The organism is Leeuwenhoekiella palythoae (assembly GCF_900130045.1).
Lineage (GTDB): Bacteria > Bacteroidota > Bacteroidia > Flavobacteriales > Flavobacteriaceae > Leeuwenhoekiella > Leeuwenhoekiella palythoae.
This window is the reverse complement of sequence record NZ_FQXT01000001.1, coordinates 807,147-828,425: the sequence shown is the minus strand read 5'-3', so window position 1 is coordinate 828,425 and position 21,279 is coordinate 807,147. Positions and strand designations below refer to the sequence as shown.

Genomic DNA, 21,279 nt, shown 5'->3' with positions numbered 1-21,279 from the left:
TTCATTTCAAGTTATTATTATGTTTTCTACGGAAACCTCATTCGTTCAGCATCCAACTCAGGTCGTTCCAATCAGGATTCATTTCGTTGATTAGATTTTCTTTCCAGGCTCGATTCCATTTTTTGAGCTGTTTCTCTCTTTTAATGGCGTTTTCGACATAAGGGCTAGATTCAAAATAGACGAGTTTCTCAACATTGTACTTTCCTGAAAATCCTTTATTGCTCTTTTGTTTGTGTTGTTTAAGTCTTCTTTTTAAATCATTGGTAACCCCAATGTAAAGCACTGTGTGGTTTTTATTTGTAAGAATATATGCGTAGAATAATTCATCCATTTAAAATGTGTGCTTACATTCAAGAGATTTCCGCCTTCGCGGAAATGAAAAATTCAAACACGCTTAAGCGAGTTTGAAGTAATCTATATACGTATTCAAATCTTTATCTCCTCTACCGCTCAAATTCACGACCACTACATCATCTTTTTTAAACTTGCGCTCTTCAAAAATGGCCAAAGCGTGAGACGATTCGATCGCGGGAATGATACCTTCCAGTTTGCATAATTCAAGACCGGCCTGCATCGCGTCATCGTCGGTGATGCTGATGAACTCCCCACGGCCGCTTCTGAATAAATGTGCGTGCATAGGCCCGACACCAGGATAATCGAGACCTGCAGAAATCGAATACGGCTCTGTGATCTGTCCGTCATCGGTTTGCATTAGCAGGGTTTTACTTCCGTGAATGATACCTTCTTTACCTAAGGCTGAAGTTGCTGCACTTTCCCCGGAATGGATGCCTTTTCCGGCAGCTTCTACAGCGATGATGCCCACTTCCGGAGTATCGAGATAATGATAAAAAAGCCCGGCTGCATTGCTGCCACCTCCTACGCAGGCCACTACATAATCTGGATTTTCTTTGCCTTCTTTCTCCAGTAATTGCTTTTTTACTTCTTCAGAGATCACACTCTGAAAACGCGCCACCATATCAGGATACGGGTGCGGTCCTACCACACTACCAATGATGTAGTGCGTATCGGTCGGATTATTGATCCAATCCCGAATGGCTTCATTGGTCGCATCTTTTAAGGTTTTGCTGCCAGATTCTGCGGGAACTACTGTGGCGCCAAGCATTTTCATTCGCGCTACGTTAGGCGCCTGACGTTTGATGTCTATCGCTCCCATATACACGATGCATTCTAAGCCCATCAACGCACATACGGTGGCCGTAGCCACCCCGTGCTGACCGGCACCGGTTTCTGCGATGATACGGTTTTTACCCAGACGCTTGGCCATTAAGATCTGGCCAATCGTGTTGTTCACTTTATGTGCTCCCGTGTGACACAGATCCTCCCGTTTGAGGTACACTTTTGTTCCATATTTTTCGGAAAAACGCTTGGCATAATATAATGGGGTAGGGCGACCTACATATTCTTTTAAAAGCGCCTTGAATTCTTCTTGAAAATCCGGTTCCTGCATCACTTTTAAGTAATTTTGACGCAGCTCTTCTACATTAGGGTATAGCATTTCTGGGATGTAAGCACCACCAAAATCGCCATAATATCCTTTTTCATTTACGTTGTAGTTCATAATTCTATATTGATATTTCCGCCCTTCGGCTATCGCTCAGGATAAACTGGGCGGAAATCTTTTAATTCACAGTAATTTTTTATTTCAACTCAGACGGAAATCTCTATCTATTTAATTCTTTTATAAGTGACTTTAATAAGTCTATATTTTTTAATCCCGGTTCGTCTTCAAATTTACTATTGACATCAATCCCCGCCAGCGGAAGGGTTGTTTTTTTAAGTTCGTTTACCGCTGGGATTTCTTCCAATCCTATACCGCCACTTAAGATAAAAGGCTTTTGCGAAGGATAGTCTTGAAGCACGCTCCAATCAAAGGTATAGCCATTTCCGCCTTTTTCCTTTCCTTTGGTGTCAAATAAAAATTTATCGACCACAGCTTCATAAGCTTCCAAAACTGAAAAGTCAAAGTGGTCTTTTATGCTGAAGACTTTCCAGATTTTGGGTATTTTGGAAGGAGTAGCTTCGGCAGTATCTCGACTGCGCTCGATAAGACAACCGTTTTGAAGCGTCTTACAATATTCAGGAGTTTCGCTTCCGTGCAGCTGAATCACATCAAACTGAAATTGCTGGATTTTATCGAGTACAAATTCAATGCTTGCATCTACAAAAACGCCCACTTTCTGTATCCCTTCCGGAAGAGCTTCAATAGCTGCCTGGTCATAATTTCGTTTACTTTTTTCAAAGAAAATAAAACCCAAATAATCTGGCTTGAGTTGGGCTACGTCAAGGGTGTTGTGTTTCATACCACAAACCTTAAGGCATAGCTTATCGTACTTTTTATTATGGATTGTTTTAACCATTAATTTTATTACTTCCTATTCTGTTTTGTTCATTTCTTTTGCTCGTCCAAAAGAAACGAACCAAAGAAAAAGACGCCTTTTGTTAGGAATTTTCCATAACCTTCGTCGGTTATGAAAACCATTTTATAAAATGGGCGCTGCGCTGTCTTTCCCATTTTATAAAGCCTATTCTGGAACAAAAGGAGGCTTCGCATTTCTACTATTTAGTATTCAATTTATATACTATTAAATAAGCTGTTTGATAAATTCGGTTGCGCTGGCGCCGGGATCATCGGTTTTCATAAAGTTCTCGCCAATGAGGAATCCTTTATAGCCATAGGGCTGTAAGGCTTTGATCGCTTCGATCGAACTGATGCCGCTTTCAGATACTTTTACAAAATCATCCGGGATTTCAGCCGATAGGCTTTTGCTGGTTTCGAGGCTCACTTCAAAAGTTTTCAGGTTGCGATTGTTTACGCCCAACATATCTAAAGACGGCATCACCGACTTTTGCAATTCTTCCAGATTGTGCACCTCGAGAAGTACATCAAGACCAAGCGATTTAGCAAATTCTGAAAGGGTTTTGATCTCTTCCCGAGTGAGCACTGCTGCAATGAGCAAGATCACATCGGCACCATAGGCTTTCGCTTCCAGAATTTGGTAGGTGTCGATCACAAATTCTTTGCGTAACAGCGGTAATTGTGCTGCGGCGCGCGCCAGTAACAAATCGTCCAGCGAACCGCCAAAATATTTTCCATCAGTAAGTACGCTCATTCCACAAACTCCGGCTTGCTCGTAACCACTGGCTACATCTTGCACATTGAGGTTGTGATTGATCGTCGCTTTACTGGGCGACCGGCGTTTATGCTCAGCGATGATTCCTGAGGCGCTTGTGCTCAAGGCTTGCGCAAGCGAAGGCGATTTACGTTCAAAAAGTACCGACTGTTCCAATTGTTTCACCGGAATCAGCTGCTTGCGTAAGGCTACTTCTTTGTATTTATCGGCGATTATTTTGTCTAATATATTCATCTTATTTGCTGCTTAGGGCTATGAGTTTATTTAAGCGTTCAAGTCCTTTTCCGCTTAAAAGAGATTCTTTAGCAAGTTCAAAACCTGCTTTAGGTTCGAGGTTTTTAACGGTGGCAATGGCCATACCTGCATTGGCACAAACCACATTGTTTTGCGCTTCGGTGCCTTTACCGCTGATCACTTTTTTAAAGATCGCCGCAGAAGATTCGATGGTGTCGCCACCATAAATTTCTTCTTGCTTGATGGTATGAACCCCAAAATCTTCAGCAGTCAACATACGCTCGCTGTTGTTGCGAATGGCTTTGGTATTTCCGGTAAGGGAAATCTCGTCATAGCCGTCGATACTGTGTAAAATGGTGAAGTTCTTTTTAGTATCCTGATACAGATATCCATATAAACGAGCGAGTTCCAAATTGAAAACACCCACGAGTTGGTTCTCAGGAAACGCCGGATTCACCATAGGGCCCAGCATATTGAAAAAGGTTTTTACCCCAAGTTCGCGACGAATAGGCCCCACATTTTTCATCGCCGGATGGAAAAGCGGCGCGTGCAATACACAAATACCGGCTTCATCCAGACAGCGCTTTAAAAAGTCGGCATCGTTGGTGAATTTTATTCCGAAGCTTTCCATAACGTTGCTGCTTCCGCTCACGGAAGAAACTCCGTAGTTTCCGTGCTTGGTTACGTTGATTCCTGCACCTGCTGCTACAAATGAGGAAAGTGTAGAGATGTTAAACGTGTTTTTACCATCACCACCGGTTCCACAGAGGTCGATGGCGTTGTATCCGTCAAAGGGTACGGCAATGCACAAATCAAGCAACGCATCTCTGAAGCCGGCAAGTTCTTCAACAGTAATGCTGCGCATCATATACACTGTGATAAAAGCCGCAATCTGACTGGTGTTGTATTTTCCTTCTGAAATATTGACCAAAACCTCGCGTGCCTCTTCTTTACTGAGTTGCTCGTGGTTTATGAGTCGATTTAATATTGTTTTCATTATTCGCTATAAGTACTCCGTAGGGAGCATTATTATTTATGTGAGATTTCCATCTTCATGGAAATAGACTTGTTTTGATTCATGAGATTTCCGTCTTCACGGAAATGGACTACTTCTTTTATTTTAAAGATTTCCGTCTTCACGGAAATGAAAAAATATTTAGTTATTTACCCAATTTTTGATCATTGTTTTGCCTTCGGGAGTCAGTACCGATTCGGGGTGAAATTGTACGCCGCGCACGTCATATTCTTTATGGCGTAGCGACATGATTTGTCCGTTCACATCCACCGAAGTGATCTCTAAAGCTTCCGGGAAATTTTCGGGAGCAACGACCCACGAGTGGTATCTGCCAATTTCAAATTCCGTAGGAATATCTTTAAAAAGGGGCTCATCAGTCACCAGTTGTTTAGCCGAAGTCGCAACCCCGTGAAACACCTGATCTAAATTGATAAGCGTTCCACCAAAAACTTCACCAATGGCCTGCTGGCCTAAGCAAACGCCAAACATACTTTTAGTAGGTGCGTAGGTTTTAATGATTTCCAGAAGCAGACCAGCTTCTTCGGGAATTCCCGGTCCGGGTGACAGCAGGATCTTATCAAAAGCAGCCACTTCTTCTAGTTGCAGTTGATCGTTACGTTTTACGGTGACTTCGCAGTCTAAATCTTCAAGATAGTGTACCAGATTGTACACAAAACTGTCGTAATTGTCTATGACTAAAACTCGTTTTTTCATGTTATAGTTCTTCAGCCAGTTTAAGGGCTTTGGTAAGGGCTCCTAATTTATTATATACTTCTTCTAATTCTTTTTCCGGTACGCTGTCGCTTACGATTCCTGCTCCCGCTTGATAATGCAATTGGTGGTTTTTACTTAAAAAGGAACGGATGATGATCGCATGATTGAAGTTTCCGTTGAAATCCATAAACCCAATGGCACCTCCGTAGAAATCTCGGTTGATAGGTTCGTATTTCTCCAACAATTTCATCGCATTGTGTTTGGGTGCACCGCTTAAAGTTCCTGCCGGAAAGGTGTCTGCCACAACCCGCATGGTTGAGGTATCAGGATGTTTGGTTCCTGTCACTTTACTCACCAGATGGATCACGTGCGAAAAAAATTGTACCTCACGATAGGTTTCTACTTTTACATTACTGCCGTTACGGCTCAGGTCGTTGCGGGCCAAATCGACCAGCATCACGTGCTCGCTGTTCTCTTTGGCATCTTCCGAAAGTTTCTTGGCCAAAGCGGCGTCTTTTTCATCATTTCCGGTACGTTTAAAGGTCCCGGCGATCGGGTGAATTTCGGCTTTGCCTTCTTTAACGATGAGCTGTGCTTCAGGTGAACTTCCGAAGATCTTAAAATTACCGTAGTCAAAAAAGAACAGATACGGCGAAGGGTTGACGCTGCGTAAGCTTCGGTACACGTTAAACTCGTCTCCGCTAAAGCCTTGTGAAAAGCGTTTAGATGGAACGATCTGAAACACATCTCCACGCTGGCAATGCTTTTTACAGGTTTTTACCAGCTCTATAAAAGCCTCGTCAGACATCTGCGATTGTTGTTCGCCTTCCAGCTTAAAATGATACTCGGCAAAACTTTTTACGGTAAGCAGTTGAGCGATCTGGCTGAGGTTGTTCTCTTCGTTATAGGTATGTGAAAAAATGTGCGCTTCGTTATTGAAGTGATTGATGGCAATGATGTTTTGGTAGACTGCATAATACAAGTCTGGCACATCAAGCTGCGCTTCTTTTTTGGTCACTTCAATATCTTCAAAATAACGCACGGCGTCATAACTCATATAGCCGAAGAGTCCGTTTTGAATGAACTTCTGTTCGTTGTCTTCGGTTTCAAATTTTTTAGCAAAAGCTTCAATGATGCCTACCACATCGGTATCAACTTCAATGGCCGTGGTTGTGGTAGTTCCGTCAGGGAAAACTTCGGTGATCACTTCGTTTTTTACGGTGATCGAAGCGATAGGTTTGCAGCAGATGTAGCTGAAGGTGTTGTCGTTAGCCCGGTAGTCGCTACTCTCGAGGAGCAGGCTGTTTGGGAACTTATCACGCAGACGCAGGTAAACCGACACCGGAGTGATGGTATCTGCAAGAATTTTTTTGCGGTGGGTTTTTAAGGTGTATTTCATTTTGGGTTGATAGGCTTATAAACAAAAAGACCTGTCGTGAGACAGGCCTTTTTTATTTTGATATTAAATACAAGGTTGCTTCACGACGTTACTGTTGCGAGATCCACCACCAAGTATTTACTGTTTTGTTTTTCATAATGAGCCTCAAAGATACACATCGTTCAGAAAGAGACCAATATTTTTTAAAATTACTTTTAAAAAATTATTCATTAGTCGAGTTGATGTTAGGTGAGATGCCGTTATAAGTAGATTAAAGATTTTATCAGAAATCGTGGTTGTTCATTTTCTTTGCTCGCGTGATTGTTATTTTACGGGAGCTCGTGAATCTCGTATCCTCGATTTGCTAATACTAATTCAACTAACATGATTACAAAGCACAACAGATGCATTCCTCTCCCTGCGGTCGTCGGATGCAGAAAAGAAAAGACACCCTCGCTTATGAATTTTTTGCCTTATCAGGCAAAAACTGCCTTGCAAGCTCCGTGTCGCTGTAGAAGTTTTTTTATAGTAGTTCCTACTTGAAGTAAAAAATTCCATTCCAAAGCCAACGCGCCATCTAGCTCATTCGCTAAAAAGGTCTACTAGACCTTTTCTTAATGCTCTGTCCTTGCGTCTATTCTGAACCGAGGGAAGTTTGATTACATTTCACCCTTCAGGTATCTTATTTGTTCTAATAAAGTAGTCTAGAATTGCGTTGTTCCATAAAAAAGCTGCCTTTTTTTAAAGGCAGCTTTCTAAATACTTGTGAAGGACTATTAATTAGATAGACAAGTTGATATCTAAAGTAAAGTCGTCATAGATGGTTTTGTCTCCTAGATTGTCAAAGAAGCTTCCAGACCCGTAACGTACGTTGTATTTACTGCGGTCTATGGTTAGGGTAGTGGTGAAGTTGTCACCGGCTTCTTCAAGATCAAAAGTGATAGGTTCAGTCGTTTCTTTAATGGTAAGGTCACCGGTTACTTTATAAGTGTTTCCATTCTTTACTGCATTAGTGATTACCAATTTAGCGGTTGGGTAGTTCTCAACACCAAAGAAGTCGTCACTTTTTAAGTGCCCTTCTAGTTGCCCTTTGCTGTCTCCTTCAAGGTCTGTACAGGCAATACTGTTCATATCAATCATAAATTCACCTCCGGTAACTGCGCCGTCTTCCATTTCAAAGAAGCCTTCTTTGAGGTCGATGGTTCCCATATGTTTTCCGGTTACTTTTTTGCCAACCCAAGTGATTGAACTGCTTTTTACGCTTACTTTTTCCATAATAGTTTTTGTTGTAAATGATGCAGCGGCAATGCCTACTGCTAAGATTAATACTGATTTAACGCGATTATCGCGGTTAAGTTGATTGAAGGCTTTTTTTGTAGCCAAGTTTAGTTTTGCTAAGCTTTGATTAAGAGTGCTCATGAAATTCTAAATTTTTATTGTTGTAGGGATTAAAATTGTATGTACAAATGTTGGTTAAAATTTTTTAGAGGATCTGAAAAAGTTCTTCCTGTGGGCGTCTTACTTTAGCAGCGTGCTGCGTTTGATCTTCAGCACTGCGATAGCCTGCTGCGGCAACAACAACCGCATGTAAGTTGGTGTCAGCAAGTCCTAAAATTTTATCAAATGCATCCGCATCAAAACCTTCCATCGGGCAGGTGTCGATCTGATGAGCGGCAGCGGCACTTAATAAATTTCCAAGAGCGATGTAGGCTTGGCGGGCAGTCCAACCGGCTTTAGCTTCTTGTGGAAGATTTAAAAGGCTGTTTTTCATCAGATTTGCATAATCTTCTAAAGCGCCTGTTTCGACTTCTTTAATACGTGCTGCGTGGTCAATATAACTGTCTACAAGTTCGGCTCCAAAATCAGTTTGATGTGCAAACACAAAAATGGCCGATGCATCTGTGAATTGTGCTTGGTTGTAGCCGGCGGCTTTCAACTGTTCTTTGATCTTTTCATCTTTGATCACTAGGATCTTGTATGGCTGTAATCCATAAGAAGAAGCCGAAAGTTGTACGGCATCTATTAGGGTTTGCAGTTGGTCTTCGCTTAACTTCTTGTTTGCGTCAAACTGCTTGGTGGCGTATCGCCAGTTGAGGTGTTCAATATACTTACTCATCTTTTCTTAATTTATCTAATAAAGTATTCAAGGTTTCTAATTCTGTTGTGGTTAAGGTCGCGGTGTTTGCCGCATTGGATGCAGCGGTGAGCGGGTCTAAGTCTTCTAATAACTCCAAACCTGCAGCGGTAATTTCGATTTCTACTTTACGGCGGTTCGCAGGGCAGATGCGTCTGCTTACCAGCGCTTTTTTGATCAACTTATCAACCAAGCGGGTCGTATTACTGCTTCGGTCTACCATACGTTCCTGAATGCAGGCCAGACTGGCAGGTTTTCCTTTCTGTCCGCGTAAAATGCGCAACACATTAAATTGTGGAGTACTCAAATCAAATTCCTTAAGAAGCGCAGCAAAATGTTCTTCCAGAAATCTGGAAGTGTATTGAATGTTAATCAAGGTTTTTGAGGACAAGTCTAAACCGTTTCCTATTTTTAATGCTTCTTCGATCTTCATTGTGTATCTACAATTGTTGTATGTACAAATGTATAATTATTTTTTGTTTAGATGGAAATGAGTTCTCCGCTTTAACGTAATTTTAAGGTTTCTCAACGAGAATAAATTCAATACAACGCTGTAGATGTTATACAATTCCTAAAATCTGTTATCAAAATGTTGTATTCCTTAAATTTACCGCAAGTGATTATATGCTTTTTGCTGATTCGATACACATAGGAAATCGGCACCAGGAAAAAAAAAGGAACTATTGATTAGAGGATTACTCGGTTTTTGGATGTTGTGTGTGTTAATGGGCTGTGCTTCTAAAGCAGCTTCTATACAAGCCGCAAAACCTGTACGCATTGTTAACGCGGAAGGATACCAGTTACCTGTTTATGATTTTGAAGCCTTTAAACCGATGCTTGATTTTCCGGAAGGTGAGACGGTAAAAGTGATCAATTTTTGGGCAACTTGGTGTGCGCCCTGTGTGCAGGAACTGCCTGTATTTGAAAAACTTCACGCAGCGTATCGCAAGCAAGGGGTAGAAGTGACCTTGGTGAGTCTGGATTTTCCTGATCAAATTGAAGCACGCTTGATCCCGTATATATTGAAAAATCAACTTGCCGCCCAGGTGTTACTGTTGGATGATCCTCATAGCAATGTCTGGATCCCGCAGGTATCCGAGTCGTGGAGTGGTGCGATACCGGCCACCTTGTTGATCGCTGAAGATGCCTATAGATTTTATGAGCAATCCTTTGATTACCGAAGTCTGGAGCGCGAAGTACTTGCTTTAAACCCTAACTTGAATTCTAACTAATATGAAATCTTTAAAAGTATTGATCGTACTTACGCTGGTCCTGGTCGTTTCTGCGCTGGGAATCGCCGGCTTTAATCAATTCAAATCGGGCTACGACATTGGCGATCGTGCATCTGATTTTAGGTTGAAAGATGTTTCAGGCGAACTCGTTTCGCTTTCTGATTTCGGCGAAGCCAAAGGATTTATCGTCGTGTTTACGTGCAATACATGTCCGTTTGCTATTGCCAATCAAGAGCGTATTCAGGCTTTAGATGCCGCCTTTAAACCAAAGGGCTATCCCGTGATCGCGATCAACCCGAATAACCCGGAGGTGAAATCCGGCGAAAGCTATGCGGAAATGCAAAAAGTTGCTAAGGACTTGGGTGTTACATATCCGTATTTGTATGACGCCAATCACGAGGTTTATGCCACTTACGGGGCGACCAAAACGCCGCATGTTTATGTTCTTCAAAAGGAAGAAGATGCATTGATCGTACGGTATATTGGGGCTATCGATGACAGTGTGCGGGATGCCGCCTCTGTTACTCATGCCTTTGTGGCTGATGCTGTGGAAGCTTTGCTGAATGATACTTCGGTAACCCCAGAAACGACCAAGGCGATTGGTTGCGCTATTAAGGCGTAATGCCGTTGGAAAAGCTTGAGCAATGCCTTATTTTTGATTTTTATACTAAAAAATTTACGATGAAAAATATAACTCAGGAAGAATGGGAAGCGCAAATCGCTGAAGATGATAATGCTTTTATTCTCGATGTACGTACACAAAATGAAGTAGATGAGGGCATCATCCCCAATTCACATCATATCGATATTTATGAAGGTCAAGGATTTATTGATAAAGTAAACGAACTTGACAAATCAAAAAATTATTACATCTATTGTCGTTCCGGAAACCGAAGCGGGCAAGCAGCACAACTGATGGATCAGCTGGGCTTTGAAAACACCTACAACCTGCTTGGTGGATTTATGGAGTGGGACGGAGAAACGACGTATCAGGAATAGGTCATTTCTGGTAGTGAGTCATCCTTAAATAGATTCAACTTTTTATAAATACCAAAAATCCTCGAAACTTCATTCGGGGATTTTTTTTATTTCAAATGTAGTATGGTCGTATACTGGCTTTGCTCAATGATTTGATATGTTATGGGTTTGGTGTGAAGGTTCTTTATTTATTGTTTCTGATTTTTGATTGATGATTTTTTATTTTTCTTTAATTGATTGATTTCTATGTTACGGGAGCTCGTTAACCTCGGATCCTCGGTTTGAGTAATGTTTACTTTAAAATGTTGTTTATTCATTTTCTTTACTCGCATGATGATTATTTTGCGGGAGCTCGTAAATCTCCAAATGTCGGATTGAGTAATTTTACTTAGGTATTATATTCTTTACTTTTCTTTACTCGCAAGATTTCTATTCCACGAGAGCTCGTGAATCTCCTAGCGTCGATTTGCTTCTCCAAAGAAAAGTAACAAAAGAAAAGAGCCCCTCGTTTAGGAATTTTTCGCTTAGGCGAAAACCGTCTTGTTAGTTCCGCGTCGCTATCGCTCCTGTCCTTCGGAACGCCCTGCGTCTATTCTGAACCGAGGGAGTTTTTAGATTCGTTGAACCCTTTGGGTATGGATATTTAATACTATAAAAGGCAAACCGCAAACTGGCTATTGCTACTGCTAACTGTTAATTTCTATTTCTGATTTCCGTTTCTTGTCGGGTTTATGTTTAGATCTTATAATCCAAAACCATATACGCTCCATCGTGGACTGTCTTTTGCTTTAAGAGTTGGCGATGAGAACATATGCAGAATTGCCAAGCAGATGTGATTTCTCCTGCTGGTCGAAATGACTGGGCGTTGTATTTTGTATTTCTATTTCTGATTGTTGATTTTTACTTTTCTTTGATTGTCCAAAGAAAAGTATCAAAAGAAAGGACACCTTTTGGATAGGTATTTTTCGCCTGAGGCGAAAACCGCAACAGTTGTCCTAAATTCCTTCCAAGGCTTCATGAATTTTTAACGGACAACTGTTGCTATACTGACCAAAAGGATACTAAACCCTTTGGGTATGGATATTTAATACTATAAAAGGCAAACCGCAAACTGGCTACTGGTACTGACAGCTGTTGATCTGTATTTCTCATTTGGTGTGGTCTTAGATTTATTAGCTCAAAATAGTAAATGCGGCACCGTGGACTGTCTTTTGCTTTAAGAGTTGGAGGTGAGAGCATATGTAGAATTGCCAAGCAGATGTGATTTCTCCCGTTGATCGAAATGACTGTGTGTTGTATTTTGTAGTTCTACTTTTGTATTTTGAATTTTAGATAAAGTTAATTCCGTAAATTTTAAAGCCTTGAAGCTGTTGTCGATAACGTTTTTCTTCTGACTTTGAGCGATTTTTCTTAATTTTTGTTTAAAATTAAATACTAAATTACCCTTGTTTAACTGGTAGATTTACTTATTTTCGCCAACCTAGATGTTAGAAAATCCCCTAAATTTTGTAACGCTAAAAGAAACGATTTGCATGAATTGGTACGTGTTATACGTTAAACCACAAACAGAAAAAAAAGTGGCTTCGGCGCTTGAAAAAATAGGGGTTGAAGTCTTTTGTCCTACACTGGAAGAGGTGCGTATTTGGAGTGATCGTAAGAAAAAAATACGTGTTCCGCTTTTTAAATCCTATGTTTTTGTTCGTTTAAATTCCACGGATCGCCAACAGGTGTTTGCGGTGCATGGAGTCGTACGTTATCTGTTTTGGTTAGGTAAACCCGCCATTGTGCGCGATGAAGAGATCGCAGCCATTCAAAACTGGCTGTCTGATGATGCCGTGACTGAGGTGCGTGTATGCGCCTACCAACCCGGAACCGAAGTGAAAATTGCCAGTGGTCATTTTAAAGGGCAAAAAGGTGTGGTGCAGGAGGTAGGACGTAAAAAGTTAAAAATGGCCATTAAAAGTTTGGGTGTCATTGTGGAGGCCCGGTTAAAAGATTTGGTCAATTAAATACGATATAGCGCTGCGAACCGTTAGCGCGTATAGCCTCCTTTCTAGGGAGGTCTTTTTATGAGTACCGCTAAAGCTTTTAGTGCTTGGTAGCGTTGCTTAATAAAGTTTGTTGTTGAGGCAGGTTGCTTTTCATTAGAAAAATGGGGGTGACGCGGCGGAGCCATGGAAATCTTTTACTTTTCTTTGCTTGTCCAAAGAAAAGTAACAAAAGAAAAGACCCCCTCGCTTAGGAATTTTTGCCTAATAAGGCAAAATCGCTTTGTCAGCTCCGCGTCGCTATCGCTCCTTTCTTTCGGAGCTTCCTACAGCTATTCTGAACCGAGGTAGAATAGCATTGAGTTAAATTAGAAAAGAAGGACTTAAAAACGGACTTTAAACAATCTGTCTGAAGTTTTAAAATAGAGAGAAGCCTTCCAAAAGGACAAGTGAAGCGCAATCAAAACTTTAAAAGATTATAAATTGAATAGGTTTCTGCAAAAAAGAATAAACAGCCTGCTGCTAACCCTAACGCTCATAGGAGGTGCTTCTGTGTCGTATGGGCAAGCGCAAGAGCTTGAGGGGCTGCAGTTGTCGATCAGCGGGCGTGGACTTGCCGCAACCGGATCGGAAAATCCGTTTTGGATGTACAGCAACCAATATGGAAGGCTGGATGCTGAGACTAATGTTTTGGGATTAGCTCAGGTGGCCTATGCGACCCGCTTTAATGAAAACCATCGTCTTGAAATTGGTGGGGGACTTTTGGCTAATGACGGGATCTATGATGGGGTTAAGGCCGATGAGCTTTATGCTACCTATACCTGGAAGTGGATAGAAGCCAATGCAGGGTTAAAACACCGGGAGCGTCAACTCAACGGAATCTCGAGCGTAGATGGCGATATTGTATGGAGTAACAACGCTAGAGCCTTACCCGGGATCTATATCCGTATGCTGAAACCCTTAAAAGTCTTCAAGTGGTTGGAGGCCTCGGCAACTTTTGGGCACTATTTTTTAGAAGAAGATCGGTATGTAAGCAACGCACAAGTACATCACAAGAGTCTGGAGTTGGCTTTGGTGTTCAGTCCTGGAGACCGTCTGAGTGGCAGTATGAAGCATTATGTGCAATTCGGCGGGACTTCACCAGTGTATGGTGAACAACCTACCGACTTTAAGAATTTGATCAATATCTTTTTTGGTCAGGGGGCTTCTGCCGGATCCGGAGCTTTTGGAGGAGATCAAATCAATAGTTTGGGGAATGGTCTGGGGTCGTATGAACTCGCGTACGAATTCACCCGCCCTACCTTTTACCTGAAACTCTATCATCAAAGTCTATTTGAAGATACCTCGGGGATCGAGTTGAGTAACTTTCCCGATGGGGTTTGGGGGGCATATTTAGAACCCGAAGGGATCTCGTGGTTGGATGCGCTAGACCTAGAATATGTACAAACCGTTTCGCAAAGTGGGCGTTTTGGAGATGCGAGTAACGGTGGGTCTTTTAGTGGGGGTGATAGCTATTTTTGGAATGGAATTTATCAAAGCGGTTGGAATTATCAAAACCGTATTATTGGATTGCCCTTTATTATCCCCGGAGTCTATGGGCAGCGTAATGTAAATGACCGTAGTTATGTGGTGCACTTAGGTGCTACCGGAAGTTTTGGCAAGTTGCAGTATCGTGGGAAGTTGAGCTATGTGACTAATTTGGGTACTTATAATATTTCTTATCAACCCCGGGAGCACGCGCTTTACAGTTATGGGGAGTTGCGTTATGCTACTGCTTTTGGAGTTTTTACCGGAACTTTAGGACTCGATTGGAGTGATCGTGTACAGAACACCCTGGGTGTAGGCTTGGGGTATAGGTATAATTTTAGTCTATAGTCTTGAGAGATTCCCTTCTTCAAGGGAATGAAATAAATATCTTTTATGAAAGTTAAAAATATCTGTTGTATTGGCGCCGGGTATGTAGGCGGTCCTACAATGGCGATCATCGCCCAAAAATCACCGGAAATAACCGTGACGGTGGTCGATATTAACGAAAAACGTATTGCAGCCTGGAACGATCCTGATGTAGAACAAATCCCGATCTATGAGCCGGGACTTTCTGAGGTGGTGGCTGAGGCGCGCGGTCGCAACCTGTTTTTTTCAACGGATGTGGATGCTGCGATCGATGCAGCCGATATGATCTTTATTTCGGTGAATACCCCTACTAAGACCTACGGGATGGGTAAAGGCATGGCTGCCGATCTGAAGTATATTGAGTTGTGTGCACGGCAAATCGCACGGGTAGCGAAGAATGATAAGATCATTGTTGAGAAATCTACCTTACCCGTACGTACGGCCGAAGCCTTAAAGCGTATTTTGGATAATACCGGGAATGGTGTGAACTTTCAGATTTTATCGAATCCTGAATTTTTAGCAGAGGGAACCGCGGTGACCGATTTGCATAAGCCCGATCGCGTGTTGATCGGGGGAGATCTGGATTCGGAAAAAGGGCGGGAAGCCATTCAAGCCTTGGTGGATGTGTATGCACATTGGGTGACCCCGGATAATATTTTGACCACCAATGTATGGTCTTCCGAACTTTCTAAATTAACCGCCAATGCCTTTTTGGCGCAGCGGGTATCGAGCATCAATGCGATGTCTGAACTCTGTGAAGTGACGGAAGCCGATGTGCAGGAGGTGGCTAAAGCCATTGGGATGGACAGCCGGATTGGACCTAAATTCTTGAAAGCTTCAGTAGGTTTTGGAGGCTCATGTTTTCAAAAGGATATCTTGAATTTGGTGTATATCGCCAAGTCTTTTGGTTTGAATGAAGTGGCCGATTATTGGGAGCAGGTGATCTTGATGAACGATCATCAAAAACGCCGTTTTGCTGCTAAGATCGTTAAAACCTTGTTCAATACGGTTTCCGGAAAGAAAATAGCACTTTTGGGCTGGGCATTTAAAAAAGATACGAATGATACCCGCGAATCTGCAGCCATCTATGTGGCTGACTATTTACTGAATGAGCAAGCCGAGATCGTGGTGTATGATCCTAAAGTGACCCAAGAACAGATCCTGGCAGATCTGGATTATCTGGGGACGCGTTCTGAAGAAGAAAACCGTAAGCTGATCACTGTGGTGAATACGGCAGAAGCTGCTTGTGCAGAAGCACATGCTGTCGCCGTGATGACCGAATGGGACGAATTTAAAACCTTAGATTGGGAAGCGATCTATACACACATGCTTAAACCGGCATTTTTGTTTGATGGACGTCGCTTGTTAGATAAAGAGGCTTTGACGGATCTAGGATTTGAGTTTTATGCGATAGGGAGTTAAGATGGCTTGCAATGGCTTTAAGCTCTAGGTAAGCTATGGTGAGAAGCAACTGAGAATTTTCAGGCCCTACGAACTGTTTTCAGATAGGATTATAACGGGCATATGTTCTTTTTTGCATTGCCAAAAAAAGAACCAAAAAACGCTAGGCTTAAGAAAACGACTCTAAATTTATCATTCGCCTTCTAAATTTCCTTAACTCCCCTCTGGGTCAAACAAAAGGAAATTTCACGAAGAGCTCATTTCAAATTTTACGAGTCCTTTTCTATAGGCCGTAAAATGCTATCTAATTAAAATTAGTTTTAGTGCCTTTTTATGCAACCGATACTTGTCACATCGAGTGAATTAAGCGGAGTGTTAAAGGAGTTTAATTTGTATCGAGAAGAATTACAAGTAAAGCTGTTCAATTTAGGATTAGCGCTGGAGTTCTCGATACTATGTTTTCGCGCTTGGGCGCTCTAACATCACTAGAACTGACCTAGTTTGTCACTTCGAGTGGATTGATCGGAGTGTTAAAGGAACTTAATTTGTATCGAGAAGCGTTTTTGAGTGGCAATATTGGATTAATCGAGATTTGTATTGCTTGGAGTTCTCGACTGCGCGAACTGACAAGAAGTTTTAAAATGTTAAAAATGGTACTGTTTTAATGAAAGGCATCATCCTAGCAGGAGGTTCGGGGACACGCTTGTATCCTATTACTAAAGCTGTTTCTAAACAGCTTTTGAATGTATATGATAAGCCGATGATCTATTACCCGCTATCGGTATTGATGTTGGCCGGGATTCGGGAGATTCTGATTATCAGTACGCCGCAGGATGTGTCACAATTTGAGCGCTTATTTGGAGATGGCAGTGCTTTAGGCTTACATATTTCTTATCAAGAACAGCCAAAGCCTGAGGGCTTGGCGCAGGCTTTTATTTTAGGTGCAGGATTTATTGGTGCTGATGATGTATGTATGGTGCTGGGGGATAATCTGTTTTACGGAGACGGACTTACCGAAAAACTTAAGCACGCCCGGCAGCGTTTGCAAACCCAAAAGTTGGCGACGGTATTTGGGTATCAAGTACAGGAGGCCTCCCGATACGGGGTGGTGGCCTTTGATGCAAACGGGAAGGTGCTGAGTATCGAAGAAAAACCCAAACACCCTAAAAGCAATTACGCGGTGACCGGCTTGTATTTCTATCCCAATTCGGTGGTGCAGTATGCGCAGCAGGTGCAACCCAGTGCCCGAGGAGAATTGGAAATTACCAGTATCAATGAACTGTATCGTGAAGCTAATGCCTTGCACGTAAGCTTGCTGGGAAGAGGATATGCTTGGCTGGATACCGGTACTCACGAGTCGTTGCTAGAGGCTTCTAACTTTATTCATACGATAGAAAAACGGCAAGGTCTTAAGGTGGCTTGTATTGAAGAGATCGCTTACGATCAAGGTTATATTACCAAATTTCAATTGCAAACTTTAGCGCAAGGTTTGGAAAACAATGCTTACGGGCAGTATTTACTTCAACGTGCCGCAAGGAACTAGTATGCATTTTGAACGCTGTCCTATTCCCGAAGTCATTCTTTGTACGCCAAAGCTGCATACGGATGCACGGGGCTATTTTATGGAAAGCTTTCGGCAGGATGCTTTGGATGCTTTTTTAGGTTTTGCTATTAATTTCTGTCAGGATAACGAATCTCAATCGCGCTATGGGGTGGTACGTGGGTTGCATTACCAGCAAGCGCCGTATGCTCAAACAAAATTAGTACGCGTGTTACATGGTCGTATTCTGGATGTGGCCGTGGATCTCAGGCAAGAGGCTTCCACGTTTGGGCAGCACGTAGCTGTTGTGTTGGATGCGCAAAACAAACAACAACTGCTGATACCCAAAGGTTTTGCACATGGTTTCGCGGTACTTTCTTCTACCGCGGTAGTGGCCTATAAGTCCGATGCTTATTATGCGCCAAAAGCCGAACGAGGTGTATACTATGGAGATACACAACTAAACATCAACTGGCAGTTGCCTGTTGATACACATCAACTTTCAAGCAAAGATCAGGCCTGGCCGTCTTTAGCGGAAGCTGAAGTCTTTGACTCCAATACTTCGCTGTATCGATGAATAGGGTTTGGGTTACCGGAGCTAACGGACAATTGGGGCGCTGTTTACAGGCCTTAAAAAAGGAAGATCCTAGCTTCTGTTTTACCACCCGCGAACAGCTGGATCTTAGGGATATAGCTATGGTAGCGCAATTTGTAGAACAAAATCGTATACAAACCGTCATTAACTGTGCCGCGTATACGGCGGTGGATGCAGCTGAAATCTATGCTGAAGCTGCTTATGAACTCAATAGGGATGTGGTCGCCAACCTGGGACGTATTTGTAAACGCTTTTCGGTGCGTCTCATCCATCTTTCCACCGATTATGTTTTTGATGGGCAGGCGTATCGCCCGTATCCCACCACTGCGGCTTGCGGTCCTATTAATGTGTATGGGCGTTCTAAATGGGAGGGAGAAGAGGCTTTGCGCGCTTTAGCCTTGCCCAACAGCCTAATATTACGTACGTCGTGGCTGTATTCGGTGTATGGGAGTAATTTTGTAAAAACTATGCTTCGCTTAGGTCAATTACAAGAGGAGGTACAGGTGGTTGCTGATCAGGTGGGGCGTCCTACCTGTGCAGAAGATCTGGCAAGGTTTATTGTTACCCAACTTTTAGACTTTGAGTCTTCACAAACCGAAACCTATCATTATGCCAATGCCGGACTATGCTCCTGGTATGATCTAGCGGTACATATCATGCAAAACTCCAAAAGTGCCTGCCGTGTTGCTCCTATACCAGCTAGTGCGTATGCTACTCCGGCTGCACGACCTTATTACTCGGTGTTGGATACTGAACGTACGCAAAAAGATTTTAAAGTCAGGTTGCCCTATTGGAATAGCAGCTTGACGCGTTGTATCTCGCAATTACAGGCTACCGGATGAACACGCGTATTTTAGTTACCGGAGGAGCCGGTTTTATTGGTTCTAATTTTATCCCTTATTATCTAGAGGCGCATCCTAAGGTGCATATTGTAAATCTTGATGCGTTAACTTATGCTGGTAGTTTAGACAACCTTAAAGAAGTTGAGGAACACCCTAGGTATGATTTTGTACACGGTACGATCTGTGATCGGAAATTGTTGGAGCAACTCTTTGAGCAACATCAATTTACCGGAGTGATTCATTTTGCAGCAGAGTCGCACGTAGATAATAGTATCAACAATCCCGGGGTTTTTATCGAAACCAATGTAACCGGAACTTTTACGCTTTTGGATGTAGCCTATCGCTTTTGGATGGAAGCGCCTTTTGTCTATAAAAGGGGCTTTGCACTTGCGCGTTTTCATCAGATTTCTACCGATGAGGTCTATGGGAGTCTTGGTGCTACCGGATCTTTTACTGAAGCCAGCCCGTATGCACCTAATTCCCCGTATAGTGCGAGTAAGGCTTCGGCGGATATGCTGGTGCGTAGTTATCACCATACCTACGGATTGAATACGGTCATTACCAACTGCTCTAACAATTATGGCCCTAAGCAACATACGGAAAAGCTCATTCCAACTATTATTCGCAAAGCGCTTGCAGGAGAGGCAATCCCCATTTATGGGGATGGGAAAAACGTACGGGATTGGTTGTATGTCTTGGATCATTGCAAGGCGGTGGCCCTTGTGTTTAAGCACGGGAATGCCGGGGAAACCTATTGTATTGGTGGAGATGCCGAATGGACTAACACAAATATTGCCAAGTATATTTGTAAGGTATTGGATCGTATACAACCCAAAGTTCGAGGTAGTTATGTAGAGCAAATTCGCTTTGTTACTGATCGGGCAGGTCATGATCATAGGTATGCGATTGATCCTTATAAAATTAAAAGGGAGCTGGGTTGGGAGCCTCGAGAAGATTTTGAAACAGGAATTCAAAAGGGGGTTCAATATTATTTAGATATATTTAACAAAAAGTAACATAAACTGCAGCGTTAGTATGCGCTGACCAATTAGTAATCATAGACATGAAAGTAGCATTAATCACCGGGGTGACCGGACAAGACGGGGCTTATTTAAGCGAATTTTTATTGAAAAAGGGCTATCAGGTGCATGGTCTTAAGCGACGGGCATCTTTATTTAATACGGATCGTATTGATCATTTGTATCAAGACCCTCATGTGGAAAATCGTAATTTTATCTTACACTACGGGGATATGACCGACAGTACCAACTTGATCCGTTTGATCCAAGAAATTCAGCCGGATGAGATCTACAACCTGGCCGCGATGAGTCATGTACAGGTGTCTTTTGAAACTCCGGAATATACCGGGAATGCGGATGGACTAGGTACCTTACGTATTTTGGATGCGGTGCGTTTATTGGGCTTGAGTGAGAAAACGCGAATTTATCAAGCATCAACTTCAGAATTGTACGGGAAAGTACAGGAAGTACCTCAAACCGAAAAGACACCGTTTTATCCACGTTCACCCTATGCAGTAGCCAAGATGTATGCGTATTGGATCACCGTAAATTACCGCGAAGCCTACGGTATGTATGCGTGTAATGGAATTTTGTTTAATCATGAATCACCGATCAGGGGAGAAACTTTTGTAACCCGTAAGATCACCCGCGCTGCTGCACGTATTGCCTTAGGCTTACAGGATAAAATTTATTTAGGAAACCTGGATGCCAAGCGGGATTGGGGGCATGCCAAAGATTATGTACGTATGATGTGGATGATCTTACAAGCGGAAGAAGCTGAAGATTGGGTGATCGCTACGAATACAACTACTCCGGTACGCGACTTTGTACGAATGGCCTTTGGACATGCCGGTATTGAATTGGAATTTAAAGGCGAAGGCGTTGATGAAAAGGCTTATGTGAAATCCTGTGTCAATCCGGAATATCAACTTGAGATAGGCAAAGAAGTCTTAGCGGTAGATCCCAAATATTTTCGCCCTACTGAAGTGGATCTGTTGATTGGGGATGCGACCAAAGCCAAAGAAAAATTGGGCTGGGTGCCGGAATATGATCTGGAAGACTTAGTGAATGATATGATGCAAAGTGACCTCAAACTGATGAAAAAGGATCAGTATTTAAAGGATGGTGGGTATCGTATCATGAATTATTTTGAATAGAAAAGAG

21 protein-coding genes are annotated in these 21,279 nt (G+C 42.5%); 11 read left to right on the top strand and 10 right to left on the bottom strand.

What is annotated here, in order from left to right; all coding sequences use genetic code 11:
- Positions 1 to 37 precede the first annotated feature (37 nt).
- The 10 genes from BUA96_RS03295 to BUA96_RS03250 form a co-directional block, all read right to left on the bottom strand.
- Positions 38 to 331, bottom strand: a complete 294-nt coding sequence (locus BUA96_RS03295; RefSeq protein ID WP_072980300.1) for a GIY-YIG nuclease family protein — start codon at positions 329 to 331, stop codon at positions 38 to 40.
- Between the two features lie 63 nt (positions 332 to 394).
- Entirely contained in the window at positions 395 to 1,579 is a 1,185-nt protein-coding gene (gene trpB / locus BUA96_RS03290) for a tryptophan synthase subunit beta (RefSeq protein ID WP_072980298.1), read from the bottom strand.
- Positions 1,580 to 1,682: 103 nt separating this feature from the next.
- Positions 1,683 to 2,321 (bottom strand): phosphoribosylanthranilate isomerase, encoded by a 639-nt coding sequence (locus tag BUA96_RS03285; protein ID WP_072980296.1) that lies wholly within the window; start codon positions 2,319 to 2,321, stop codon positions 1,683 to 1,685.
- A 282-nt stretch (positions 2,322 to 2,603) separates the two neighbouring features.
- Entirely contained in the window at positions 2,604 to 3,386 is a 783-nt protein-coding gene (gene trpC / locus BUA96_RS03280; protein WP_072980294.1) for an indole-3-glycerol phosphate synthase TrpC, read from the bottom strand.
- Between the two features lies 1 nt (position 3,387).
- Complete coding sequence (trpD, locus tag BUA96_RS03275) at positions 3,388 to 4,383, bottom strand: anthranilate phosphoribosyltransferase (protein ID WP_072980292.1); 996 nt, start codon at positions 4,381 to 4,383, stop codon at positions 3,388 to 3,390.
- 159 nt (positions 4,384 to 4,542) lie between these two features.
- Positions 4,543 to 5,115 carry an anthranilate synthase component II gene (locus BUA96_RS03270; RefSeq protein WP_072980290.1) on the bottom strand — a complete coding sequence of 191 codons (573 nt, stop codon included), beginning with the start codon at positions 5,113 to 5,115 and terminating at the stop codon, positions 4,543 to 4,545.
- Position 5,116: 1 nt separating this feature from the next.
- A complete protein-coding gene (locus tag BUA96_RS03265) occupies positions 5,117 to 6,514 on the bottom strand; it encodes an anthranilate synthase component I family protein (protein WP_072980288.1) in 1,398 nt (465 codons plus the stop codon).
- A gap of 759 nt (positions 6,515 to 7,273) precedes the next feature.
- Positions 7,274 to 7,912 carry a YceI family protein gene (locus BUA96_RS03260; protein WP_084673037.1) on the bottom strand — a complete coding sequence of 213 codons (639 nt, stop codon included), beginning with the start codon at positions 7,910 to 7,912 and terminating at the stop codon, positions 7,274 to 7,276.
- Positions 7,913 to 7,976: 64 nt separating this feature from the next.
- Entirely contained in the window at positions 7,977 to 8,609 is a 633-nt protein-coding gene (locus tag BUA96_RS03255; RefSeq protein WP_072980285.1) for an NAD(P)H-dependent oxidoreductase, read from the bottom strand.
- Positions 8,602 to 9,060 (bottom strand): MarR family winged helix-turn-helix transcriptional regulator, encoded by a 459-nt coding sequence (locus tag BUA96_RS03250; protein ID WP_072980283.1) that lies wholly within the window; start codon positions 9,058 to 9,060, stop codon positions 8,602 to 8,604. Before BUA96_RS03250 ends, BUA96_RS03255 begins: the two co-directional genes overlap by 8 nt.
- 250 nt (positions 9,061 to 9,310) lie before the next feature.
- On the opposite strand from BUA96_RS03250, the gene BUA96_RS03245 reads away from it, so the two are divergent.
- The 11 genes from BUA96_RS03245 to gmd all read left to right on the top strand — a co-directional run bounded on the left by BUA96_RS03245 (position 9,311) and on the right by gmd (position 21,272).
- Positions 9,311 to 9,859, top strand: coding sequence for a TlpA family protein disulfide reductase (locus BUA96_RS03245; RefSeq protein WP_233430602.1), 549 nt, complete (start codon positions 9,311 to 9,313; stop codon positions 9,857 to 9,859).
- Position 9,860: 1 nt separating this feature from the next.
- Positions 9,861 to 10,481, top strand: coding sequence for a thioredoxin family protein (locus BUA96_RS03240; protein WP_072980279.1), 621 nt, complete (start codon positions 9,861 to 9,863; stop codon positions 10,479 to 10,481).
- 59 nt (positions 10,482 to 10,540) lie between these two features.
- Complete coding sequence (locus BUA96_RS03235; RefSeq protein ID WP_072980491.1) at positions 10,541 to 10,858, top strand: rhodanese-like domain-containing protein; 318 nt, start codon at positions 10,541 to 10,543, stop codon at positions 10,856 to 10,858.
- 1,511 nt (positions 10,859 to 12,369) lie between these two features.
- Positions 12,370 to 12,846, top strand: coding sequence for a UpxY family transcription antiterminator (locus tag BUA96_RS03230; protein ID WP_072980489.1), 477 nt, complete (start codon positions 12,370 to 12,372; stop codon positions 12,844 to 12,846).
- A 462-nt stretch (positions 12,847 to 13,308) separates the two neighbouring features.
- Positions 13,309 to 14,700, top strand: coding sequence for a capsule assembly Wzi family protein (locus BUA96_RS03225; protein ID WP_072980277.1), 1,392 nt, complete (start codon positions 13,309 to 13,311; stop codon positions 14,698 to 14,700).
- Positions 14,701 to 14,745: 45 nt separating this feature from the next.
- Positions 14,746 to 16,140: a nucleotide sugar dehydrogenase gene (locus BUA96_RS03220; protein ID WP_072980275.1), complete on the top strand. Its 1,395-nt coding sequence runs from the start codon at positions 14,746 to 14,748 to the stop codon at positions 16,138 to 16,140.
- 643 nt (positions 16,141 to 16,783) lie between these two features.
- Positions 16,784 to 17,662 (top strand): glucose-1-phosphate thymidylyltransferase RfbA, encoded by an 879-nt coding sequence (rfbA, locus tag BUA96_RS03215; protein WP_072980273.1) that lies wholly within the window; start codon positions 16,784 to 16,786, stop codon positions 17,660 to 17,662.
- Between the two features lies 1 nt (position 17,663).
- The gene (rfbC, locus tag BUA96_RS03210) at positions 17,664 to 18,236 is read left to right on the top strand and encodes a dTDP-4-dehydrorhamnose 3,5-epimerase (protein WP_072980271.1); all 573 of its coding nucleotides are present in this window, start codon (positions 17,664 to 17,666) and stop codon (positions 18,234 to 18,236) included.
- Positions 18,233 to 19,096, top strand: coding sequence for a dTDP-4-dehydrorhamnose reductase (gene rfbD, locus BUA96_RS03205; protein ID WP_072980269.1), 864 nt, complete (start codon positions 18,233 to 18,235; stop codon positions 19,094 to 19,096). The genes rfbC and rfbD overlap by 4 nt, the downstream gene beginning before the upstream one ends.
- On the top strand, positions 19,093 to 20,112 hold the full coding sequence (rfbB, locus tag BUA96_RS03200; protein WP_072980267.1) for a dTDP-glucose 4,6-dehydratase: 1,020 nt from the start codon (positions 19,093 to 19,095) through the stop codon (positions 20,110 to 20,112). Before rfbD ends, rfbB begins: the two co-directional genes overlap by 4 nt.
- A gap of 47 nt (positions 20,113 to 20,159) precedes the next feature.
- Positions 20,160 to 21,272, top strand: a complete 1,113-nt coding sequence (gene gmd, locus BUA96_RS03195) for a GDP-mannose 4,6-dehydratase (protein WP_072980265.1) — start codon at positions 20,160 to 20,162, stop codon at positions 21,270 to 21,272.
- Positions 21,273 to 21,279: the final 7 nt, after the last annotated feature.